This is a genomic window from Streptomyces sp. NBC_00483 (genome assembly GCF_036013745.1).
GTDB lineage: Bacteria > Actinomycetota > Actinomycetes > Streptomycetales > Streptomycetaceae > Streptomyces.
In genome coordinates this window covers 10,003,388-10,022,995 of record NZ_CP107880.1, presented here as the reverse complement: position 1 = coordinate 10,022,995, position 19,608 = coordinate 10,003,388, and the positions used below count along the sequence as shown (strand labels likewise).

At 72.5% G+C, this 19,608-nt stretch carries 17 protein-coding genes; 6 read left to right on the top strand and 11 right to left on the bottom strand.

Features of this window, described 5'->3' with window-relative positions; all coding sequences use genetic code 11:
* Positions 1–20: 20 nt before the first annotated feature.
* Positions 21–1,301: a low temperature requirement protein A gene (locus OHA73_RS44785; protein ID WP_327658312.1), complete on the bottom strand. Its 1,281-nt coding sequence runs from the start codon at positions 1,299–1,301 to the stop codon at positions 21–23.
* A gap of 190 nt (positions 1,302–1,491) precedes the next feature.
* Here OHA73_RS44785 and OHA73_RS44780 point away from each other — a divergent pair, with 190 nt between their 5' ends.
* Both OHA73_RS44780 and OHA73_RS44775 read left to right on the top strand, forming a co-directional pair.
* Positions 1,492–2,007: a hypothetical protein gene (locus tag OHA73_RS44780; RefSeq protein WP_327658311.1), complete on the top strand. Its 516-nt coding sequence runs from the start codon at positions 1,492–1,494 to the stop codon at positions 2,005–2,007.
* 112 nt (positions 2,008–2,119) lie between these two features.
* Entirely contained in the window at positions 2,120–2,854 is a 735-nt protein-coding gene (locus tag OHA73_RS44775) for a dienelactone hydrolase family protein (protein WP_327658310.1), read from the top strand.
* Positions 2,855–2,919: 65 nt separating this feature from the next.
* On the opposite strand, the gene OHA73_RS44770 is transcribed toward OHA73_RS44775, so the two are convergent.
* The 6 genes from OHA73_RS44770 to OHA73_RS44745 form a co-directional block, all read right to left on the bottom strand.
* Positions 2,920–4,137 carry a 4-hydroxybenzoate 3-monooxygenase gene (locus OHA73_RS44770; RefSeq protein WP_327658309.1) on the bottom strand — a complete coding sequence of 406 codons (1,218 nt, stop codon included), beginning with the start codon at positions 4,135–4,137 and terminating at the stop codon, positions 2,920–2,922.
* A gap of 39 nt (positions 4,138–4,176) precedes the next feature.
* Positions 4,177–5,172, bottom strand: coding sequence for an ornithine cyclodeaminase family protein (locus OHA73_RS44765; RefSeq protein ID WP_327658308.1), 996 nt, complete (start codon positions 5,170–5,172; stop codon positions 4,177–4,179).
* Positions 5,173–5,220: 48 nt separating this feature from the next.
* A complete protein-coding gene (locus tag OHA73_RS44760) occupies positions 5,221–6,147 on the bottom strand; it encodes an ABC transporter permease (protein WP_327658307.1) in 927 nt (308 codons plus the stop codon).
* Positions 6,144–7,286 carry an ABC transporter permease gene (locus tag OHA73_RS44755; protein ID WP_327658306.1) on the bottom strand — a complete coding sequence of 381 codons (1,143 nt, stop codon included), beginning with the start codon at positions 7,284–7,286 and terminating at the stop codon, positions 6,144–6,146. The genes OHA73_RS44760 and OHA73_RS44755 overlap by 4 nt, the downstream gene beginning before the upstream one ends.
* A gap of 173 nt (positions 7,287–7,459) precedes the next feature.
* Positions 7,460–9,022 (bottom strand): ABC transporter ATP-binding protein, encoded by a 1,563-nt coding sequence (locus OHA73_RS44750; protein WP_327658305.1) that lies wholly within the window; start codon positions 9,020–9,022, stop codon positions 7,460–7,462.
* Positions 9,019–10,050 carry a BMP family ABC transporter substrate-binding protein gene (locus OHA73_RS44745; RefSeq protein ID WP_327658304.1) on the bottom strand — a complete coding sequence of 344 codons (1,032 nt, stop codon included), beginning with the start codon at positions 10,048–10,050 and terminating at the stop codon, positions 9,019–9,021. The genes OHA73_RS44750 and OHA73_RS44745 overlap by 4 nt, the downstream gene beginning before the upstream one ends.
* 168 nt (positions 10,051–10,218) lie before the next feature.
* On the opposite strand from OHA73_RS44745, the gene OHA73_RS44740 reads away from it, so the two are divergent.
* The gene (locus OHA73_RS44740; RefSeq protein ID WP_327658303.1) at positions 10,219–10,938 is read left to right on the top strand and encodes a GntR family transcriptional regulator; all 720 of its coding nucleotides are present in this window, start codon (positions 10,219–10,221) and stop codon (positions 10,936–10,938) included.
* 67 nt (positions 10,939–11,005) lie between these two features.
* Here OHA73_RS44740 and glsA read toward each other — a convergent pair whose 3' ends face one another.
* On the bottom strand, positions 11,006–12,808 hold the full coding sequence (gene glsA, locus OHA73_RS44735; protein WP_266725191.1) for a glutaminase A: 1,803 nt from the start codon (positions 12,806–12,808) through the stop codon (positions 11,006–11,008).
* An 83-nt stretch (positions 12,809–12,891) separates the two neighbouring features.
* Here glsA and OHA73_RS44730 point away from each other — a divergent pair, with 83 nt between their 5' ends.
* Complete coding sequence (locus OHA73_RS44730; protein WP_266725189.1) at positions 12,892–13,470, top strand: DinB family protein; 579 nt, start codon at positions 12,892–12,894, stop codon at positions 13,468–13,470.
* 23 nt (positions 13,471–13,493) lie between these two features.
* On the opposite strand, the gene OHA73_RS44725 is transcribed toward OHA73_RS44730, so the two are convergent.
* The 3 genes from OHA73_RS44725 to OHA73_RS44715 form a co-directional block, all read right to left on the bottom strand.
* Positions 13,494–14,423: an IS5 family transposase gene (locus OHA73_RS44725; RefSeq protein ID WP_327658302.1), complete on the bottom strand. Its 930-nt coding sequence runs from the start codon at positions 14,421–14,423 to the stop codon at positions 13,494–13,496.
* A gap of 55 nt (positions 14,424–14,478) precedes the next feature.
* The gene (locus tag OHA73_RS44720; RefSeq protein WP_327658301.1) at positions 14,479–16,287 is read right to left on the bottom strand and encodes a sugar phosphate isomerase/epimerase and 4-hydroxyphenylpyruvate domain-containing protein; all 1,809 of its coding nucleotides are present in this window, start codon (positions 16,285–16,287) and stop codon (positions 14,479–14,481) included.
* Between the two features lie 119 nt (positions 16,288–16,406).
* On the bottom strand, positions 16,407–17,309 hold the full coding sequence (locus OHA73_RS44715) for a shikimate dehydrogenase (protein ID WP_267073166.1): 903 nt from the start codon (positions 17,307–17,309) through the stop codon (positions 16,407–16,409).
* A 125-nt stretch (positions 17,310–17,434) separates the two neighbouring features.
* On the opposite strand from OHA73_RS44715, the gene OHA73_RS44710 reads away from it, so the two are divergent.
* Together OHA73_RS44710 and OHA73_RS44705 are read left to right on the top strand one after the other, a co-directional pair.
* Positions 17,435–18,100 (top strand): TetR family transcriptional regulator, encoded by a 666-nt coding sequence (locus tag OHA73_RS44710; protein WP_266725181.1) that lies wholly within the window; start codon positions 17,435–17,437, stop codon positions 18,098–18,100.
* A 149-nt stretch (positions 18,101–18,249) separates the two neighbouring features.
* Positions 18,250–19,608 carry an MFS transporter gene (locus tag OHA73_RS44705; protein ID WP_267073167.1) on the top strand — a complete coding sequence of 453 codons (1,359 nt, stop codon included), beginning with the start codon at positions 18,250–18,252 and terminating at the stop codon, positions 19,606–19,608.

The following is a 19,608-nucleotide window of genomic DNA, read 5'->3' as shown; positions in this document are numbered from 1 at the left end:
GGCGTGATGGGGCGGCGGGTTCAGCCGGCCGTGGCGGGCTCGGCCGCTCCCCGTCGCGCCCGCCACACCACCGGCCAGGCGACCGCGACGACCGCGAGCACGACCGCCTGCCCGGTTCCGAGGCCCTCGGACACCGACGGGCCCTGGCCCACGGTCAGCAGACCGGCCACCACGAGGGCCGGCAGCACGGCTCCCGCCGTCCACCGCCCCCCTCGGCCGGAGACCGCCGCGCACACCGCCGCGGTGAGCAGGATCAGCGCGACGACGGCGCCGAGCAGCATCCGCGCGGGCCCCGGCAGGGCGCCGCCCGCGTCGGCCACCGCCCTGCCGAGCACGGCCGCGAGCGCCGCCACGGCCCCCGCGAACAGGCAGTGCAGCGGCAGCACCAGGTGCACGGGGAGCGCCTCCGGGACCAGCAGCGGCAGCCCGTGCGCGCCACCGAGCAGCGCCAGCACCCACACGAGGACGAGGATGGCGAAGGCGCCGACGGCTACGATCCGCACCGAGCCGTTCCACTCCGCCTCACCTGCGGCATCAACGGACTGCACGAGCCCTTCACCAAGGACGATCAGCACGAACAGTCCGAGGCGCTCGGAGAGATGCGTGACGTCCGCGGTCACCAGTTCGGGTTTCGTCAGGGCGCGGCGGCCGCGCTCGCCGATGTCGTGGGCGGGGTGCCCGGCACCACTCCTGCGCTCCTCCTGTTCAAGGCGCCGTTGCACCCGTTGCTTGGCCGTGTCCCAGCGTTCGTCGACCGCATCCTGCATCGCGTCGCGCGAGACCCTCACCATGACGAACACGTCGATGGCGAGCCCCAGCGCCCACAGCCAGAGCCGCGCGTCCCCGCCCACCCACAGCGACACGATCCACGGCACGAGCCCGCCGCTGAGCTGGAGGATCGGCAGATCGACGATCACCCGTCCCGGCCGGTTCGCCGCGCGGGAGGCGATGACGCGCACCACCACGTAGGCGAGGGCGAACGCGAACGCCTTCTCGTCCGACTCCCGCACCCCCGGCACGGCCGCGGCCATCACGGCCATCCCGAACATGGCGACGATGACGACGAGCGTGCGCGCCCGGTCCTGGGCCACGTTCCCGTACATCGTGAACATCACCCAAGTGAGCCAGAACGCCAGGAACAGCAGGCCGTACTCGCCCAGCGCCGCCCAGGTCGGCCCGGTGTGCAGCAGATGGGACAGCTGCCCCACCCCCGCGACGACGATCAGATCGAAGAACAGTTCCAGCCAAGAGGCGTGGCGTTCGGGGACGGGTTCGTCCACTGCGTCGAGAGAATCCGGCATAGCGGAATTATCCACACAAGGGGCGCGCTCGACGTGGATCCCCGCGCGCAGCAACCTCACACGCGTTCCGGCATGTGCCAACTGCGAAGTCCGCCCCCGGCACGCCAGTCATGGCCAAACCTTCACGGAGCGAGGCCAAAGGATTGATGAATCCGCTGACCAGACAGGGCAGTTGACGTATGGTCACCCAATGGACGGAGCGCAGTGGTTGGCCTCCTGTCACCGAAAGCCGAGCGAGGCATATGCCGCATGGGAGCAGTCGCCGTTTCTGGCGAAGCTCCCGGCGGGCCGCGACTGGGACGCGTTACGCGTGCAGCAGCCGCTCGGTCTGACGGTGTTGTGGGAGCTGGGCGAGGAGGCGGACGCCGTGCCGGTGCTCGAGGAGCACGCCAAGCCGCGCCCGGTGTTCTACATCCTCACGCGCCCCGACCCGACGGGCGCCTCGGTCGCCTGGCCGGAGACGGAGGACGTGCGGTTGCTCACCGCGGGTGAGGACCTCTGCATGCCGTCCCCGGACGCCGACGGCATCACGGGCGTGCGCCACCACTCGTTCCTGTGGCGCACCCCGCCGGACGGCAGCGGCAAGCTGGTCGACCCCGAGCTCCTGCGCACCGCCCTCAAGTCGGCCCTCGACCCCGGCCGGCAGGCCGAGCGGATAAGGGCGGCCCGCGCCGTCTTCTGGGCGAGCAAGCGGCACAGCCACTGAGCACCACGCCCCCTGGGCACCCGCGCGAAGATCCGCCGCGGCGGACAACTGTACTGTGCACGGGTATCAGTTGTTCCAGGGAGGATGATCCGCCATCGCCACCAGCAAGACAGTGCAGATACCCACCGCGGACGGCCGGGCCGACGCCTTCGTCGCCTTCCCCGACGACGGCGCGCGGCACCCGGGCGTACTGCTCTACATGGACGCCTTCGGTGTGCGGCCCGTGATCGAGGAGCTGGCCCGCGAGCTGGCCGGGCACGGCTACTACGTGCTCGTGCCCAACGTCTACTACCGGCGCGGGGCCTCGCCCGTCGTCGAGATTCCCGAGCACATCAGTGAGGAGAACCGGCCGGAGGTCATCGGCCGGCTGATGCCGCTGCTCCAGGAGCACACCGCCGAGCGCGCCCTGAGCGACGCCGAGGCCTTCGTCGACTACCTCTGCGCCCAGCCCGAGGTCGCCGAGGGCCCGATCGGCACGACCGGCTACTGCATGGGCGCCGCCCTGGCGCTGCGCACCGCGGCGGCCCGTCCCGACCGGGTGGGCGCCGTCGCCGGATTCCACCCCGGCATGCTCGTCACCGACGCCCCCGACAGTCCGCACCTCGCTGTCGGCAAGGTCACCGCCCGTGTGCACCTGGGGCTCGCCGAGGGCGATCTGAAGCCCGAGGCCGTCGCCGAGCTCAACAGCTCCTTCGAGGCCGCCGGGGTCGAGCACTCCATCGAGCTCTACCCCGGCAGCGTCCACGGCTTCACGATGGCCGACACCTCCGCCTTCTCCGCGGAGGCGCTGAAGCGCCACTGGGACCGGCTGCTGCCGCTCCTCGACCGCGCCCTGCGGGCCGGCTGAGAGCTACGCGCCATACGGGCGCGGAGGCCGCGTCGTGCAGACGTCGTCGGTGCCGCCGCGCCCTGTCAGTACCTCTCCGCCGACCCCAGATACTGCTCCGCGAACGCCGTCGCCGCCGCCCGCGACGTGAACAGGCGGCGCAGCCGGGCCAGCGTCGTGCCCGTGCGGAACGGGTCGCCGAACGACGCGCCGTGGTAGACCTCCGACAGCCACTGCGAGAACTCCTGGTAGTCCCATACGCGCCGCAGACAGGCCTCGCCGTACCCGTCGAGGCCACTGCTGTCGCCCGCCGCGTGCGCCACGATCGCGTCCGCGAGGAGGAACGCGTCGTGCAGGGCGAGGTTGAGGCCCTTGGCCGCGATGGGGGCGACCAGGTGGGCGGCGTCCCCGGCCAGGAAGAGGCGCCCGTACGTCATGGGTTCGGTGACGTAGTCGTGCATGTCGAGGACGCGTTTCTCGATCAACTCGCCCTCGGTGAGCGGCGCGGCGCCCTCTGCGGCGAGTCGCTTGCGCAACTGCGTCCATACCCGCTCGTGCGACCAGCTCTCCGGGTCGTCGCCGGGCGCGCACTGCAGGTAGTAGCGGGTGAGATCGGGGCTGCGCGGCATCTGCCCGGCGAAGCCCTCCTCGTGCATGCCGAACAGCACGCGGTCCGTCGACGGCGGCGCCTGAGCGAGCAGCGCCAGCCAGCCGATGCCGTAGTCGTGCCGCGCGACGCGGACCCGGCCGGCGGGCAACGCCTCGCGCGTCGCTCCTCGGGCCCCGTCGCACCCGGCGACGAACTCGCAGTGCAGCACCCGCCGTTGACCGGTGTAGCCGCAGGTGTACGAGACCGAGGGGCGCTCGCCCTCCAGGTCGTGGAGGCGTACGTCGCGGACACCGAAGCGGATGTCGCCGCCGCGCACGTCGGCGTACTCGCGCACCAGGTCGGTCACGAGCAGCGGCTGGGGGTAGACGAAGTGGTGCTGCCCGGTCAGTTCGGTGTAGCCGAAGCGGTGCCGCTCACCCGCGAAGCGGAACTCGCACTCCGTGTGCCGCTCCGCGCCCTTGAGCAACTGCGCCGCGAGGCCACGCCGGTTGAGGGCGCGCACCGCCCACTCCTCGATGACGCCGGCCCGCGGCCGCCGCTCGATGAACGTACGGCTCTCGCACTCCAGGACCACGCAGTCGACGCCTGCGGCCCGCAGGAGGTTCCCGACGGTGAGCCCGGCGGGGCCCGCACCGACGATCACCACCGAACTCCGCTCCGGAGCAGGCATGTTGGGGCGCGTGATGTCCGTCATGTGGCTCATTATTGCCCGGCGGGTGACCTGGACTGCCGGTCACGATCCCAGGTCGACCGGGATACCCGTCCCCCGCTCCCCCGCCAGGTCTATCAGCATCCGTGCGACGGCCAGGTCCTGGAGGCCCACGCCCACCGAGTTGAACAGCGTCAGCTCCGTGTCGGTGGTGCGGCCCGGGGCCCGGCCGGTGAGGACGTCGCCGAGTTCGACGCGGAAGTCGTCCTCGCTCAGGGCTCCTTCGGCGAGCGGGACGAGGACCTCACCGGACTTGGCCCGTGCCGTGTCGTAGGCGTCGACGACGACGCGGCAGCGCACGACGGCCTCGGTGTCGAGTTCGCGGTGGTCGGGCCTGGGCGGGGCACCGACCGCGTTGATGTGCTGCCCCGGGCGAAGCCAGGCGCCGCGGACCACCGGTTCGCGGGACGGGGTGAGGGTGCACAGCACGTCGGCCGCCTCGGTCACGGCGCGCGGCTCGTCCAACGCCTTGGCGGGGAGCCCGAGTTCGGCGGTGATCCAGGCCGCGAGGGCGTGGGCGCTCTCCGGGGTGCGGCCCCACAGGACGACCTGCTCGTAGGGGCGGCCGGGGAGCAGGGCGCGAACGTGCGCACGGGCCAGGGGTCCGGTGCCGATGAGGCCGAGGGTCGTCGCGTCGATGCGGGCGAGGGCGCGGGTGGCGACGGCGGTGGCGGCCGCGGTGCGTACGCGGGTGAGTTCGGCGCCGTCCAGAAGCGCCGCGCAGGCGCCGGTGTCGGCGTCCATCGCGAGCACGGTGGACCGCTGCACGGGCAGTCCCGCCGCACGGTTGCCGGGGAGGTCGGCGAGGAGCTTCACGGTGGCGAGCCGGTCGGTGGCCGAGGCGGCCGCCATCGCGACGAACGCGCCGTCGCCGTCCGGGAGGCGCATGGCGGGCGGCGCAGGCAGCACGGCCCGGCCCCGCGCGAGGTCGCGGTGGGCGCGCGCCACGGCCGCCTCCACCTCCTCGGCCCGGTCGGCCAGCAGGGCGCGGATGGTGGAGCGGGTGAGGATCAGGGTCATCGTGCGGGGTCTCCTCGACGAGGTACGGGTGCGGGCGGGGTGTGCGGGTCAACTGCCGCGTACAAAGGGGGTGGTGAGCCCGGACGGGGCGCGGCTGCGGCCCACGAGTCCGCTCACGGCGAGGAGGGCGAACACGTACGGCAGGGTGGTCAGGAGCGGCGCCGACAGGTGCAGGCCGAGCGCGGGCGCCGCGAACTGGAGGGACTGGGCGAGCCCGAAGACGAGGCAGGCGAGCAGGGTCGGCCAGGCGCGCCAGCGGCCCGCGATCACGGCGACGACCGCGAGGTAGCCGATGCCGCCGGTGATGTTGTCGCTGAAGGCGTGCACATCGGCCAGGGCGAGCTGGGCACCGGCGAGGGCGGCGGTGACGCCGGTGAGGAGCACGGTCGCGTACCGGACCGTACGGACGGGAAGTCCGCAGCGGTCGGCGGTGTCGGCGTCCTCGCCCACCGCGTCGACGATGAGCCCCCATGACGTACGACGGCTCAACGCGAGGGCCAGCGCGGCGGTGACGGCGAGCGCCGCGTATCCGAGCAGGGTCTGCTCGAACAGGGCCGGGCCGAGTACGGGGATGCGGTGCAGGCCGGGGACGGGCAGCGGATCGAAGCCGGGCAGCGCGTTCTGCCGCGCGTCGTCGCCGAACAGCAGCCGGGATCCGTACGTCGTGGCGCCGAGCGCGAGGGCGTTGGCGGTGATGCCGGTGACGATCTGATCGGCGCGCAGGGTGACGCTGAGCAGTGCCTGGAGCGCGGCGAAGAGGAGTCCCGCGCCGAGCGCGGTCAGCACGCCGATGCCCGCGCTGCCTGAGGCGTACGCTCCGGCGGCGCCTGCGAAGGCGCCGGTGAGCATCATGCCTTCGACGGAGAGGTTCAGTACTCCGGCGCGTTCGCTGAGGAGTTCGCCGGAGGAGGCGAGCAGCAGCGGCAGCGCCATCCGGACGCCACCGGAGGCGAGTTCGTCGACGACGGCGCTCATGACGGGCTCCCGGGGCGGCGGTGGGTGATCAGCATGGCTGCGGCGACGCACAGGACGAGCACGCTCTGCACGATCTGTACGGTCGACGCGGGTACCTGGGCGGCGAGTTGCAGGTTGATGCCGCCGCTGGTGAGGAAGCCGAAGAGGAGACTCGCGGCGGCGACGGCGGTGAAGGAGCCGCGGGCCAGCAGCCCGACGACGAGGCCCGAGAAGCCGTAGCCGGAGGAGAAGTGTTCGGCGAGGACGTACGGGGCGGTGGCGACGAGGGAGGCGCCCGCGACGCCCGCGAGGCCGCCCGCGAAGGCGAGGCCGCCGCCTTCGAGCCGGCCCACGGGCAGCCCGAGCCGGGCCGACGCGGATGGCGAGTGCCCGACGGCGGTCAGGCGCAGTCCGACGGCGGTGTGCCGCAGCACGAGGCCCGTGCCCACGGCGAGGACGGCGGCGATCACGACGACGGCCGTCGCGGGTGACTCGACGCCGCCGATCAGGGGCAGTTGGGCGCCGGCCGGCAGCGGAGCCGACTGCGGCAGCGTCTCGGAGGAGGTGACGGGCTGTCGCAGCAGCGCCTCTTCGTGCACGGCGACGGCGACCATGCCGATGCCCACGAAGTTGAGCAGCAGCGTGGTGATCACCTCGCTGGTGCCGCGCCGCACCTTGAACCATGCGGCGATACCCGCCCATCCGGCCCCGGCGAGGAACCCGGCCGCGAGGATCAACGGCACTCCGAGGACGCCCGGTGTGCCTGCGGGAAGGGCGAGCCCGGTGGCGGCGGCCGCGACGCCGCCCGCGCACAACTGGCCCTCCCCGCCGACGTTCACGAGCCCTGCGCGGTGGGCGACGGTGAACCCGGTGGCAATGAGGGCGAGCACGGCGGCGGAGTTGAGGGAGCTGCCGACGGCGTACGCCGAACCGAACATGCCCTCGTTGAGCGCGGCCCAGGCGACGGCCGGGTCGGCGCCCGCGCCCACGACGAGCACGAGGCCCACTCCGACGGCGAAGAGTCCGGCGTACGCGGCGACGGACACGGGATGCCGGGCCAGGCCACGCAGCCGGACGGCGTCACGGCCGGGCCCGGTGCGGGCGGCGGAGGGCGGCGGGGCCGCCGGGGGCGGTGGCGTGGCGGTGACGGGCAGGGGCATGGCGGTCCTTGAGCGGGTCGGGGTCCGGATGGGCCGGTGGCGGTGGCGGTGGCGAAGTGGGGGCGCGTGCGCGAAGGGGGGACGGTCAGCGGTGTGCGGGACCCGAGGCGGCCGTGCGTCGATCCACTGAGCTGCGGAAATCGACCGGCCCCCTCGCCGCGCGGACCGTGGCGTCAGACTCCCGCCCGAGTACCCGCGCCCACGTCGGCGCCCACCATCAGCTCCCCGATCCGCTCCCGCGCGGCGGGGTCGCGTGGGTCGACGGGGCCCAGGAGGCGGCCTCGGTAGGCGATGAGGACGCGGTCGCACAGCGCCAGCAACTCGTCGAGTTCGGCGGAGACGACGAGCACGCCCGCGCCGCGTCCGGCGGCTTCGCGGATGCGGGTGTGCACGGCGTCCACCGCGCCGATGTCGAGGCCGCGCGTGGGCTGCGCCGCGGCCAGGCAGACCAGCGGATCGAGCGCCAACTCCCTGGCCAGGACGACCTTCTGCTGGTTCCCGCCGGACAGCGACGCCATCGGCGCGTCAGGCCCGGCGGCGCGGACGGCATGGTCGGACAGGACCTCGGCCGTGGCGCGCGCGAGGGCGCCCCGGTCCAGGAGGAAGCCCAGCCTGCGGAACCGGCCGAGGCGCCCGAGGTGCAGGTTCTCCGCGACGGACAGCTGCGGGACGCAGCCCTCGTGGTGCCGGTCCTCGGGCACCACTCCGAGACCCGCGCGGGTGCGGACCGCGGGCCCGGCCCCAGTGAGATCCCGGCCGCCGATCTCCACCCGGCCGCGCCCCGGCGCCCGGGAGCCGCCGAGGACGGCCATCAGCTCGCTCTGCCCGTTGCCCTCGACGCCGGCCACACCGACGATCTCGCCGTGCCCGATGTCAAGCGAGACGCCCTCGAGCGCGTACGTGCCGTCGGGGCGGCGCACGGTGATGTCGTGCAGGCGCAGGGCGGAGCCGGCCGGTGCGGCGCGCTCGTCCGGGGTGGCGGGCGCCGGGGCGCCGAGCCCGACCGCACCGGCCAGCGAGGCGTCGAGGGTGCCGGCGGCGCGGCCGATCATCATCGGGACAAGGCGTTCGGCGGGCAGCTCTGCGAGGCGGCCGCCGCCCGCGACCCGGCCGCCGCGCAGCACGGTCGCCGCGTCGCCCGCCCGCGCCGCTTCGCCGAGCTTGTGCGTGACGAGGACGACGGCGTGCCCGGCGTCGGCGATGCGGCGGCACGTGTCGAGCAGCGCGTCGGTCTCGGCGGGGCCGAGGACGCCGGTCGGTTCGTCGAGGACGAGGAGCCGCGGCTCGCGCAGCAGCGCCTTCACGATCTCGACGCGCTGACGTATGCCGACCGGCAACTCGCCCACCACGTCGTCGAGTTCGAGGTCGAGTCCGTACTCGTCACGGACCCGGGCGATACGGCGGTCCAGATCGGGCAGGCGCAGCAGGCGCAGGTTCTCGCCGACGGTGAGGGTCGATACGAGGCTGAAGTGCTGGTGCACCATCGCGACCCCGGCGGCGAGCGCGTCGGCGGGACGGCGCGGCGCGTACTGCGCCCCGTACAGACGCAGACTGCCGCTGTCCGGGGTGAGCGAGCCGCCGACGGCGTGACACAGGGTGGATTTTCCAGCGCCGTTCTCGCCGAGGACACAGTGGACGGTCCCGGCGTCGACGACGAGGTCGATGTCGTCCAACGCCCGTACTCCGCCGTAGGACTTGGTGAGTCCGGTGATCGCCAGTGCGGGGGCCGCCGTCATCGGGTGGTGATCTTCCCGGATGTGATCTTCGCCTTCAGGTCGTCGAGCTTCTTGGTCACGGCCGGGTCGGCGTCCCCGCACAGCACGATGTCGTTGTGCGGCTCGTCGAAGGTGAGCCCGAAGTGCACGGACTCCGCCTTCCAACTCCCCCTCACCAGCTGGTCGGTGGCGTACTCGAGCTCGGCGCCGATGTCGGTCTCGACGTATCCGGCGTACGCCTTGTCGGTGCCGCACTCGTGGGCGACGGGGCCGCCGATGAGGGTGCCGCCGCGCCCCTTCGCGGCTTGGGCGACGCCCTTGTGGCCGAGGTTGAGGACCTGGCCGAGGACGTCGGCGCCCGCGCCGTAGTCGGCGAGGGCGGACTGCTTGGCCTTCGCGGCGTCGTTGAAGTCGCCCACGTACTGCGGCGTGAGGACCTTCACCTTCGGCTCGGCGGCCTTGGCGCCGTTCTCGAACTCCTCGGCCGCGTTGACGATGGCAGGCAGTTCGGCACCGCCGACGAAACCGACCGTGCCCTTCTTCGTCAGCAGTGCGGCCGCCGCGCCGGACAGGAATGCCGCCTGGGCCTGCTGCGGGTCGTACAGGGCGAGGTTCGCCGTGGGCTTGCCGTCGGCCGGGCCGCCGATCTCGGCGAACTTCACCTTGGGGAAGCGGGCGGCGACCTTGCGCACGTCGGCGTCGGTCTGGCCGCCGAGCGAGATGACGAGGTCGGAGGTGGTGGCGAAGCGGACGAGGGCCTGCTCGTAGTCGGCGGCCTGGACCTGCTCGACCTTGCTGAACGCGACCTTGCCCTTGTGCTCCTCGGCCGCGCGACGATAGCCGCGGTACGCCGACTCCATGAACCCGTCGTCGGAGAGCGAACCCGGGAACAGGACGCCGACCTTGAGATCGCCCGAGCCTGAGCCCGAACCGGAACCGCCGTCGCCGTCGCCGCTCTGCGCGGACGAGGCGCCGCCGCACCCGGCGAGCAGGACGAGACCGAGTCCGGCCGCGACGGCGCCCGCGCGACGTGGATGGGTGTGTGCCACTGAGATGCCTCCAGGGGAGGGGCCCGCGAGCCCGATAGTGGTATACCGTTACGCGCCCTCAGTCTGGGAGCCTTGTGTTGCCCACGTGTTAGCGGATGGTTAGCAGTACGCTCCCCCGCCGCCGGCCCGCTTACTGTGAGAGCGGTATCTGAGCGGAGGAAACCCTTGGTGACAGCGGCAGAGCCGGCGGGGCCGGGACGCGGATCGCTGCGCGACCGTGCGTACGACGCACTGCGGCGGCGCATCCTGGAGGCCGAACTCCAGCCGGGCGAACGGCTCGTGGAGCGTGACCTCGCGGCGGAACTCGACGTCTCCCGCATCCCCCTGCGCGAGGCGCTGCGCCGGCTTGAGGCGGACGGTCTTGTGCTGCTGGTGCCTCACCGGGGCGCGCTGGTCTCGCCGTTCACGCCGGCCGACGTCCGCGATCTGTTCGACGTACGGGAATCCCTCGAGTCGTTGGCGGCGCGGCTCGCGGCCGAGCGGTCGGACGGGGAGGGGCTCGCCCGCCTGGAGGCCCGTTTGCACGCCGCACGCGCCGCGACCCACGACCGGGACCGCGCCTCGATCGCCGCCGCGAACGCGGGATTCCACACGGACATCGTGGAGTTGGCCGCGAACCCGCTCCTGACGAGCATGATGCGCCCCTTGGCCGCGCGTACGCACTGGCTGTTCCGGCTCACCGCGCAGCGGGATCCGGCCCGGCAGTGCGCGGAGCACGAGGGGCTGTACGCGGCGATCGCGGCCGGGGACGCGGACCGGGCCGCCGACCTGGCCCTCGAACACGTCGCCGACGGCCGGGCCGAGTCCCTGGCGCTCGCCGAGCGTTGGTCCCACCCGGAGATCGACCCCCAGGCGGTCGCCGCACGGCGGCGGCGCCGCGGTTCGTGAACCGCGGCGCCCCGGTGCGGAGAGGCGGAAGGCCACGACACTCCCACGCGACGCGAGGTGCCTCGCGTCAGGTGACGTCGGCGCGGTCCACCGTCTCCGCGCCCTCCAGCGGCGCCCGCTCCAGGAACGCCACCGCGTCGGGCTCCCGCTCCCGCAGGCGCCGGAAACCGGCGGCGGTGAGGGTGCGGCAGCGTGTGTCGCGTTCGGCGAGGACCTTGCGGGTGCGGCCGGGTGGGAAGTCGGCGGGTGTCAGGGCCGCGCCGGGGCCCGCCGACCAGGTGCGGCTCGTCGTCACCGTGTCGGCGGCGTCCGCGCACACGGCGAGCCGGCCCGACTCGACGTACCAGAGGACGATCCGGTCGAGCGGCGCCGTCTGCGGCGGCGCGACGGACTCGCCCGCCGCGAGGTCCAGGGTGTCGAAGGCCTCGGCGAGGGCGGCGCGCAGGCCGGTGTCGGCCGCGCCGAACAGGTCGCAGTCGGCGAGCGGCACGGGGATGTCCGGGTCGAGCCCGATCCCCGTGAGCAGCTCGTCCTCGCAGGCCTCCAGGGCCCGGCCGAGGTCGGGGAACTCGTCCGTGGTGCGGGCCAGGGCCTGCCGCTCGTCCGGGTCGGCGAGCACCATGCGCAGTTCGCGCGAGCGCAGCTCCTCGGCGAGTCCGCGCAGCAGGTCGGCGGCGACCGGTTCGATGCGGCCGACACGGGTGAGGTCGAGGACGAACCAGCCGACGGCGTCCGGGAGGTCGAGGGCGGCGCGCACGGTCTGCTCGGCGGTGGCGAAGTCGAGGTCGCCCTGGAGCACGTGGACGCGGATCCGCTCCGCGCGGGTGTCGAGTGCGGCCCGCTGGGCGCGGGTGCGGTGCCGCAGGGAGCGCAGCGGGGTGGCGTGCAGGGAGCGGGGCGGCAGCGGCCGGCGCTCGTGGGACGTGGCCCGCATCAGGTGAAGGCCGAACTGGTCGGTGATCAGGTGGCAGGCGGCGATGCCGCGCACGCTGTTCCCCTTCTCCTCAAGCGGCGGGCTGAAGACACCGATCCCGAACTGGCTCGGCAGCGCGACCCCGATCCCACCGGACACCCCGCTCTTGGCCGGCATCCCAACGCGGAGCATCCACTGCCCCGACGCGTCGTACATGCCGCAGGTGGCCATGACGGCGAGGACGTGCTGGGCGTGCCGGCTGGCGACGACGCGTTCGCCGGTGACCGGGTTGATGCCGCCGCCCGCGAGCGTCGCGTGCATCACGGCGAGGTCGTCGCAGGTGACGAGGACGGAGCACTGGCGGAAGTAGACCGCGAGCTCCGCCTCGACGTCGCCGGTGAGCGAGCCCGCGTTGTGCATGAGGTAGGCGAGGGCGCGGTTGCGGTCACCGGTGGCGCACTCGGAGGCGTACACCGCCTCGTCGACGGTGAGGGGCCGCCCCGCGAAGGCGCCGAGCCCGTCCAGGATGCGGTCGAAGCGGGCCTTCGGGGTGTCGCCCGCGACGAGCGAACTGGTCACGATGGCCCCGGCGTTGACCATCGGGTTCGGCGGCCGCCCCGTGCCGGGCTCGAGGCGGATGGAGTTGAACGCCTCGCCGCTCGGCTCGGCGCCGACCCGCGCCAGGACGTTCTCCAGGCCGTGGTCGGCGAGCGCGAGCGCGAACACGAAGGGCTTCGACACGGACTGCGCGGTGAAGTGGACGGCTGTGTCCCCGCTCCCGTAGACCTGCCCGTCGAGGGTGCAAAGGCTGAGCCCGAACAGGCGCGGGTCGACGCGGCCGAGTTCCGGGATGTACGAAGCGGGCTCGCCGTCGTTCAGATCACGCAGCCGCAGCCGCACGCCGTCGAGGAGTGCGGTCAGCGGATCGTGAGCGGGCTTTTCCGGCTTGTGTCCCATCTCGTCCATCGAATCGCATGAGGTGCGCCGCTGCCTCCCGAAAACCCCTGTCCCACGCCCGTCCGAGGCAGCAGAGTGTCCGCATGACCGAAACCGACCGCAAGAACGATCTCCTGCACTACCTCCAGGAGGCCCGCGACGCCCTGCTGTGGAAGCTCGACGGGCTCTCCGAGTACGACGTGCGGCGCCCGCTGACGCCGACGGGCACGAACCTGCTGGGCCTGCTCAAGCATCTGGCCGGGGTGGAGCTCGGCTACCTCTGCGACACCTTCGGTCGGGCGCACGGCGAGCCGCTGCCCGCCCTCGAGGAGGCCGCCGAAGAGAACGCGGACATGTTCGCGACCGCCGACGAGTCCCGCGAGGAGATCATCGAGCGCTACCGGCGCGCCTGGACGCACACGGACGCCTCGGTCAGGGAGCTGCCCCTGGACACCATCGGCACGGTCTCGTGGTGGCCGAAGGAGCGCAACCAGGTCACGCTCCACCATGTGCTGGTCCGGGTCATCTCCGACACGCAGCGCCACGTGGGCCAGGCCGACATCCTCCGTGAGGGCCTCGACGGCCTGATCGGCTACCAGCCGGGCAATGACGGGCTGCCGCCACTGGAGTGGCAGCAGCACCATGCCCGGCTGGAGGAGATCGCGGCACGCTTCAAGGGTTAGTCCCCTAGGCACTGTTTCTCGGATCAGGTGCGGAGCCAGATGATGAGGGTTGCGAGTGTGACGGTGCCGAGGTAGATGTAGGCGCGTTTCTCGTAGCGGGTGGCGACGGCACGGAACCCCTTGAGGCGGTTGATGGCTCGCTCGACGGTGTTGCGCTTCTTGTAGTGCTCGCTGTCGAATCCGGTGGGCCGGCCGCCGCCCGACCCGCGATTCTTCCGGTGCCTTCGCTGGTCGACGCGTTCGGGGATGGTGTGTCGGATTCCGCGTCGGCGCAGGTAGCGGCGGTTGTTCCGGGACGTGTAGGCCTTGTCTGCCAGCACGCTGTCGGGTCGGCTGCGGGGCCGTCCAACCCCTTGGCGGGGCACCGAAATCAGCTCCAGTACCCGCTCGAGCTGAGGGCCGTCACCGTAGTGTCCGGGTGTCAGGACGAGGGTGAGGGGCCGGCATCGTCCGTCGGCGGCGAGGTGGATTTTGGTGGTGAAGCCGCCGCGGGAGCGTCCCAGGCATTCGCCGATCTGACCACCTCCTCCAGCCGGACGACCAATTTCCGCAGCACCGGATCGACCCGGTTCGTCCCCGCTGCCGCCCCTTTGAGGCGTGGCGGGTGGAGACTGTTTCCTCGCGCCCGCGGCGTGCTGGTGAGCGCGTACTGCGGTGGAGTCCACCGAGACGTCCCAGTCGATGCGGCCCTCGGCATCAGCGGCGGCCTGGACGCGAGACAGCAGCATCACCCACGTCCCGTCCGCCGACCAGCGCCGATGCCGCTTGTAGACGGTCTCCCACGGACCGAACCGCTCGGGCAGGTCCCGCCACTGCACCCCCGTCCGCACCCGGTACAGCACTCCGTTGATCACCCGCCGGTGATCACTCCACCGGCCTCCGCGCGCACCACCACGAGGCAGCAACGACTCAAGCCGGTCCCACTCCGCATTCGTCAGATCCCCACGCCCCATCCACCCAGACTGGCCCCAACTCCCCACTCACGTAAGGAGATCCGAGAAACAGCCCCTAGTTCGCCGCGTGCTGCGCCGCGAGCCGCACCGGTGCGTTCTGCGCCCCGTATCCCTGGTAGCCGTCCTCGCGCTGGGCCAGTTCGAAGAAGACGCGCCCCACGGTGCGGGTGTAGCAGTGGCGGAAGGTGCCGTGGGCGTCGCGGTCGTAGAGGATGCCGAGTTCCTGGTACGTCTCCAGCTCGCCGGGCGCGAACTCGAAGCGCGCCGCCAGGTCGTCGTAGTAGTTGCCCGGCATCGGCAGCAGTTCCCCGCCCGCCGCGCGGAAGCGGCGGGCGGCCGCGACGACGTCGCTGGTGGCGAGGGCGATGTGCTGGGCGCGGTCCTGGTCCTCACCCGGGCCGGGGCCCGCGCCGAGCGCGATGCGGACGGCGCCGTCGGCGGTGGCGACGGCGCGGCTGCGCAGCAGTCCGTACGGATCGGCGACGTCGACGCTCGCCCGGGGTTCGAGGCCGAGCACGCTGCGGTGGAACAGGGCGGCCTCGTCGAACTGGTGCCAGGGCTGGGTGAGCTGGAGGTGGTCGACGCCGGTGACGTCGGTCTCGGCGGGCCGCTCCCCTGTCGGCTCGAAGTCCCGGATCCAGCTGGGGAGTTCGGCACGGTCGGTGGCGCAGAAGAAGAGTTCCGTGCCGTCGGGCGCGGCGACGGCGTCGAGGAGTACGTCGCCGGTTCCTCGGCGGCGCGGCAGGACCGGGGCGAGCAGTGCCTCCGCGCGGCGGGCGGCGGCGGCCGGGTCCGGGGACTCCAGGCCGACGGCGGCGAGGACGGTGCCGTCGCGGCGGGCGGCGGGCCCGGTGTTGAGCAGCACGCGGACCTCGCCCTGCTCCCACAAGTCGACCGGCTTGCCGCGGTGGCGGCCCGTGCGGGTGAAGCCGAGGGCGGCGAGGAGGTCGGCGGCCGGGGCGACGTCGGGGGTGACGAGTTCCGTGAAGGCGACACCGGTCGGCACCACGGGCGGGGGCAATTCGCCCTGACCCACGACGTCCTGAACACCCACCGCCTCCTGGAGGGCGAGCAGCGAGCGCAGCGCGTCCACGGCGGCGGGCCCGGCTTCGGCCTGCCGGAACACATCGTTGAAGATCTCCAGCGACAGCGGCCCCTGGTACCCGGCGCGCAGCACGTGCCGCAGCAGGCCCGCGACGTCGAGGTCGCCCTGTCCGGGGAAGCAGCGGTAGTGGCGGCTCCACTTCAGGACGTCCATGTCGAGCAGCGGCGCGTCGGCGAGCTGCAGGAAGAAGATCTTGTCGCCGGGGATGTCCTCGATGCCTTCGAGGTCCTTGCCCTCGGTGCCGCGGGCGAGGATGTGGAAGCTGTCGAGACAGGTGCCGAGCGCCGGGTGGTCGGCGGCCTCGACGATGCGCCAGGCATGGTCGTACGTGTTGACGTGCCGGCCCCACGCGAGCGCCTCGTAGGCGACACGGACCCCGAAGTCGCTCGCCCGCTCGGCGAGTTGGCGCAGCTGGCCAGCAGCGAGTGCGTCGTCGCCGATGGAGAGCGGCGAGACGCTGGAGCAGACAAGGACGGTGTCGGTGCCGAGGCGTTGCATGATCCGGAACTTGTGCTCGGCGCGCCGCAGGTTCTGGGCGAACACGTCGGCGGGCACGGCCTCCATGTCGCGCATCGGCTGGTACAGGTCGATGCTCAGGCCGAGGTCGGCGCAGCGGTCGCGGATCTCCTCGGGGGTGAGGGGGCTGGCGAGCAGGTCGTTCTCGAAGATCTCGACGCCGTCGAAGCCCGCGCGGGCGGCCGCGGTGAGCTTCTCGGTGAGCGATCCGCTGAGCGAGACGGTGGCGATGGAGGTGCGCACGGGGCTCCTTCCGGAGGGGGCGGGTCTGCGGGGTGGGGCGGCGGCGGGGGTTGAAAAGATCGGGGCTCTGCCCCGTACCCCGCTGGCTCTCGTCCAAAGGCGGGGCTCAATACGGCTGCTCAATCGGTGCCGGGGCTTGATGTGGCTGCTCGCAGCGCCGCCTCCGTGCCCGCCAGTTCGGCGAAGTGGGTGAGCATCCGGGCGGCGTCCGGCTCGCGCCCGGTGAAGAGGCGGAACGCATCGGCGGCCTGGAAGACGGCCATGCCGCCGCCGTCGAGGACGGCGCAGCCCAGGTTGCGTGCGGTGCGCACGAGTTCGGTCTCCAGCGGCCGGTAGACGACCTCGGCGACCCACAGGCCGGGGTGCAGCAGCTCGGCGGGGAACGGGAGGCCGGGGTGGGCGGCCATGCCGGTGGGGGTGGCGTGCACGATGCCGTCGGCCCCGGCGATGTGCGCGGCGAGCTCGTCCATTCCCGCGGGCACCGCGCGGCCCTCGCCGAAGTGCCGGTTCAGGGAGTCGGCGAGGGCGGCGGCCCGCTCCGGCAGCGCGTCGACGAGCACGATGCGGCCGGCGCCCAGGGTGAGCACCGCGTGGGCGACGGCGGCGCCCGCTCCCCCGGCGCCGAGCTGGACGACGCGCTCCATGCGGGCCTCGGGCAGCCCGCGGGCGAAGGAGGCGGCGAACCCGGTCACGTCGGTGTTGTGGCCGATGGCGCGGCCGCCGTCGAAGACCACGGTGTTGACCGCGCCGAGCGCCGCGGCCCCCGGCGACAGCTCGTCGAGGTGCTCGATGGCGAGCTGCTTGCAGGGGTGCGTGATGTTCAGGCCGTCGAAACCGACGGTGCGGGCGGCCCGCAGCAACTCCCCCACATCCTCGGGCCGTACACCGATCTCACCGATGTCGAGCCGCCGGTACAGATAGCGCAGGCCCTGCCGGTCGGCCTCCCGCTCGTGCAGGGCGGGGCTGAGCGAGGGGCCGATCCCTTCGCCGATCAGACCGACGAGATAAGAGTCCTGGGGCACGGGGTCCTCCTGGCCGAGCGTCACACTTAATGTACGAACTGGTTCGTTACTCATATCAAGCCCGATGCCCTTCTGGGAAGGGACTGACCGGAACCACCCCCGGGCACGGCTCCTACAATCGCCGGATGACCACTGTCGAAGAGCCGGCGCGCCGCGCGGGACGCATCCGCGACGCGGCCCGCACCAAGGCCGAGATCCTCAAGGTCGCCACGGAGGAGTTCGCCCGCGCCGGGTACACGGGCGCCCGCGTCGACGAGATCGCGGCCCGCACCCGCACCACGAAGCGGATGATCTACTACTACTTCGGCGGAAAAGAGCAGCTGTTCACGGCCGTCCTTGAGCGCAGCTACGCGGTGATCCGCGAGGCCGAGCAGGACGCCGACGTGGAGGATCTCGACCCGGTCGCCGCGATCCGGCGGCTCGCCGAGCTGACCTTCGACCACCACGAGCAGCACCCGGACTTCATCCGTCTCGTGAGCATCGAGAACATCCACGACGCCGAGCACATCACGGCGTCCGAGACGATCGGCTCGCTCAACTCGCCCGCGATCGACGTGATCGGCCGGATCCTGGAGTCGGGCCGGGCCGAGGGCGTCTTCACGGCGGACGTGGACGCGGTGGATCTGCACGCGATGATCAGCTCGTTCTGCTTCTTCCGGGTCTCCAACCGGCATACGTTCGGCGCCCTGTTCGGCCGCGATCTGACGGCGCAGGACCGCCGCGAGCACTACCGCACGATGCTGGGCGACATGGTGATCGCGTACCTGACGGCGGGCGGCGACAAGCGCTGACCGGCTCGTACGCCCTCGTCGCAACCTCTTGACAGGCGGGAAACACGGGCGCAACATCGCTGGCCATCAGCTGTTAACTATCCAGTGGGTTAATTAACCCGGCGGCTCAGGGCCACCGGGTTGATCCACCCAGCCCTCAAGGAGCCCGCGTGTCCGTCCCCGCAGAATCACCGCGCGCACCACAGGGCCAGCCCCGCAAGGCGGCATTCGCCGCCTGGAGCGGCAGTGCCCTCGAGTACTACGACTTCTTCATCTACGGCAGCGCCGCCGCGCTCGTCTTCCCGAAGGTGTTCTTCGACGAGTCCGACCCGGCCGACGCCACCCTGCTCTCGCTCGCCACGTTCGGCGTCGCGTACGCCGCGCGGCCCGTCGGCGCGTTCTTCCTCGGTCATATCGGCGACCGACTGGGCCGCCGCAAGATCATGGTGTTCACCGTGGTCCTGATGGGCCTGTCGACGTTCCTGATCGGCTGTCTGCCCACCCGTGACCAGGTCGGCGGATTCGCGCCGTTGCTGCTCGTGCTCTGCCGCATCATGCAGGGCATCTCGGCCGCGGGCGAGCAGTCCAGTGCGGGTTCGATGACCTTGGAACACGCGCCGGAGGATCGTCGCGCGTATTTCACGAGTTTCACGCTCAACGGGACCCAGGCCGGGCAGCTCCTCGCCACCATTGTCTTCCTGCCGATCGCGGCGCTGCCCGAGGACCAGCTCCTGTCCTGGGGCTGGCGCATCCCGTTCTGGCTGAGCCTCGGCGTCGCCATCGCCGGCTACGTCATCCGGCGCTCGCTCGACGAGACGCCCGAGTTCGCCCGCAAGGCCGAGTCCGGCGAGGTCGCCAAGCTGCCGCTCGCGGTGCTCTTCCGCGACCACTGGGTGGACGTCCTGCGCGTGATCGGGGGCGCGCTGGTCGCCTCCGTGAGCACGATCTTCACGGTGTGGGCCCTGTCGTACGCGACGAGCGACGCGGTCGGCATGGACCGCTCCGCCATGCTGTGGGTCGGCGCGCTCGCCAACCTCGTGGCGCTCGCCGCGATCCCGCTGTGGGCGAAGCTCGCCGACCGCATCGGCCGCCGGCCGGTCTTCGTCACGGGCGCCGCGGGCAGCGCGCTGCTGATGTTCGGCTACCTGTGGGCGATCTCCACGGGCTCGTACGCGCTGACGTTCGTGCTCGGCATCCTGGCCTTCGGCGTCGTCTACAGCGCGGCCAACGCCGTGTGGCCGGCCTTCTACGGCGAGATGTTCCCGACCCGCGTACGACTCTCGGGTATGGCGATCGGCACCCAGATCGGCTTCGCCATCTCCGGATTCGCCGTGACGTTCGCGGCGCAGATCGCGGGCCCGGGCGGCGACAACTGGGGCGCGGTGGCCCTGTTCACGGCGGCGCTGTGTGTGCTGCCGGTGGTGGCGGGTCTCACGGCTCGCGAGACGGTGAAGGTGCTGACCGCGCAGCTGGGCGAGCGGGACGCGGTGCCCGCTCCCCTCGGCGACGCCAGCAAGGCGGCCATCTGA

Excerpts from the sequence above, each read along its gene's own strand:
- OHA73_RS44765 (WP_327658308.1), bottom strand. The coding sequence starts at position 5,172 with ATGACCCTGATCCTCACCCGCTCCACCATCCGCGCCCTGCTGGCCGAC.
- glsA (WP_266725191.1), bottom strand. The coding sequence starts at position 12,808 with ATGGGACACAAGCCGGAAAAGCCCGCTCACGATCCGCTGACCGCACTC.
- OHA73_RS44755 (WP_327658306.1), bottom strand. The coding sequence starts at position 7,286 with ATGCCCCTGCCCGTCACCGCCACGCCACCGCCCCCGGCGGCCCCGCCG.
- OHA73_RS44730 (WP_266725189.1), top strand. The coding sequence starts at position 12,892 with ATGACCGAAACCGACCGCAAGAACGATCTCCTGCACTACCTCCAGGAG.
- OHA73_RS44780 (WP_327658311.1), top strand. The coding sequence starts at position 1,492 with ATGGACGGAGCGCAGTGGTTGGCCTCCTGTCACCGAAAGCCGAGCGAG.
- OHA73_RS44760 (WP_327658307.1), bottom strand. The coding sequence starts at position 6,147 with ATGAGCGCCGTCGTCGACGAACTCGCCTCCGGTGGCGTCCGGATGGCG.
- OHA73_RS44725 (WP_327658302.1), bottom strand. The coding sequence starts at position 14,423 with ATGGGGCGTGGGGATCTGACGAATGCGGAGTGGGACCGGCTTGAGTCG.
- OHA73_RS44710 (WP_266725181.1), top strand. The coding sequence starts at position 17,435 with ATGACCACTGTCGAAGAGCCGGCGCGCCGCGCGGGACGCATCCGCGAC.
- OHA73_RS44750 (WP_327658305.1), bottom strand. The coding sequence starts at position 9,022 with ATGACGGCGGCCCCCGCACTGGCGATCACCGGACTCACCAAGTCCTAC.
- OHA73_RS44770 (WP_327658309.1), bottom strand. The coding sequence starts at position 4,137 with ATGACGGACATCACGCGCCCCAACATGCCTGCTCCGGAGCGGAGTTCG.
- OHA73_RS44785 (WP_327658312.1), bottom strand. The coding sequence starts at position 1,301 with ATGCCGGATTCTCTCGACGCAGTGGACGAACCCGTCCCCGAACGCCAC.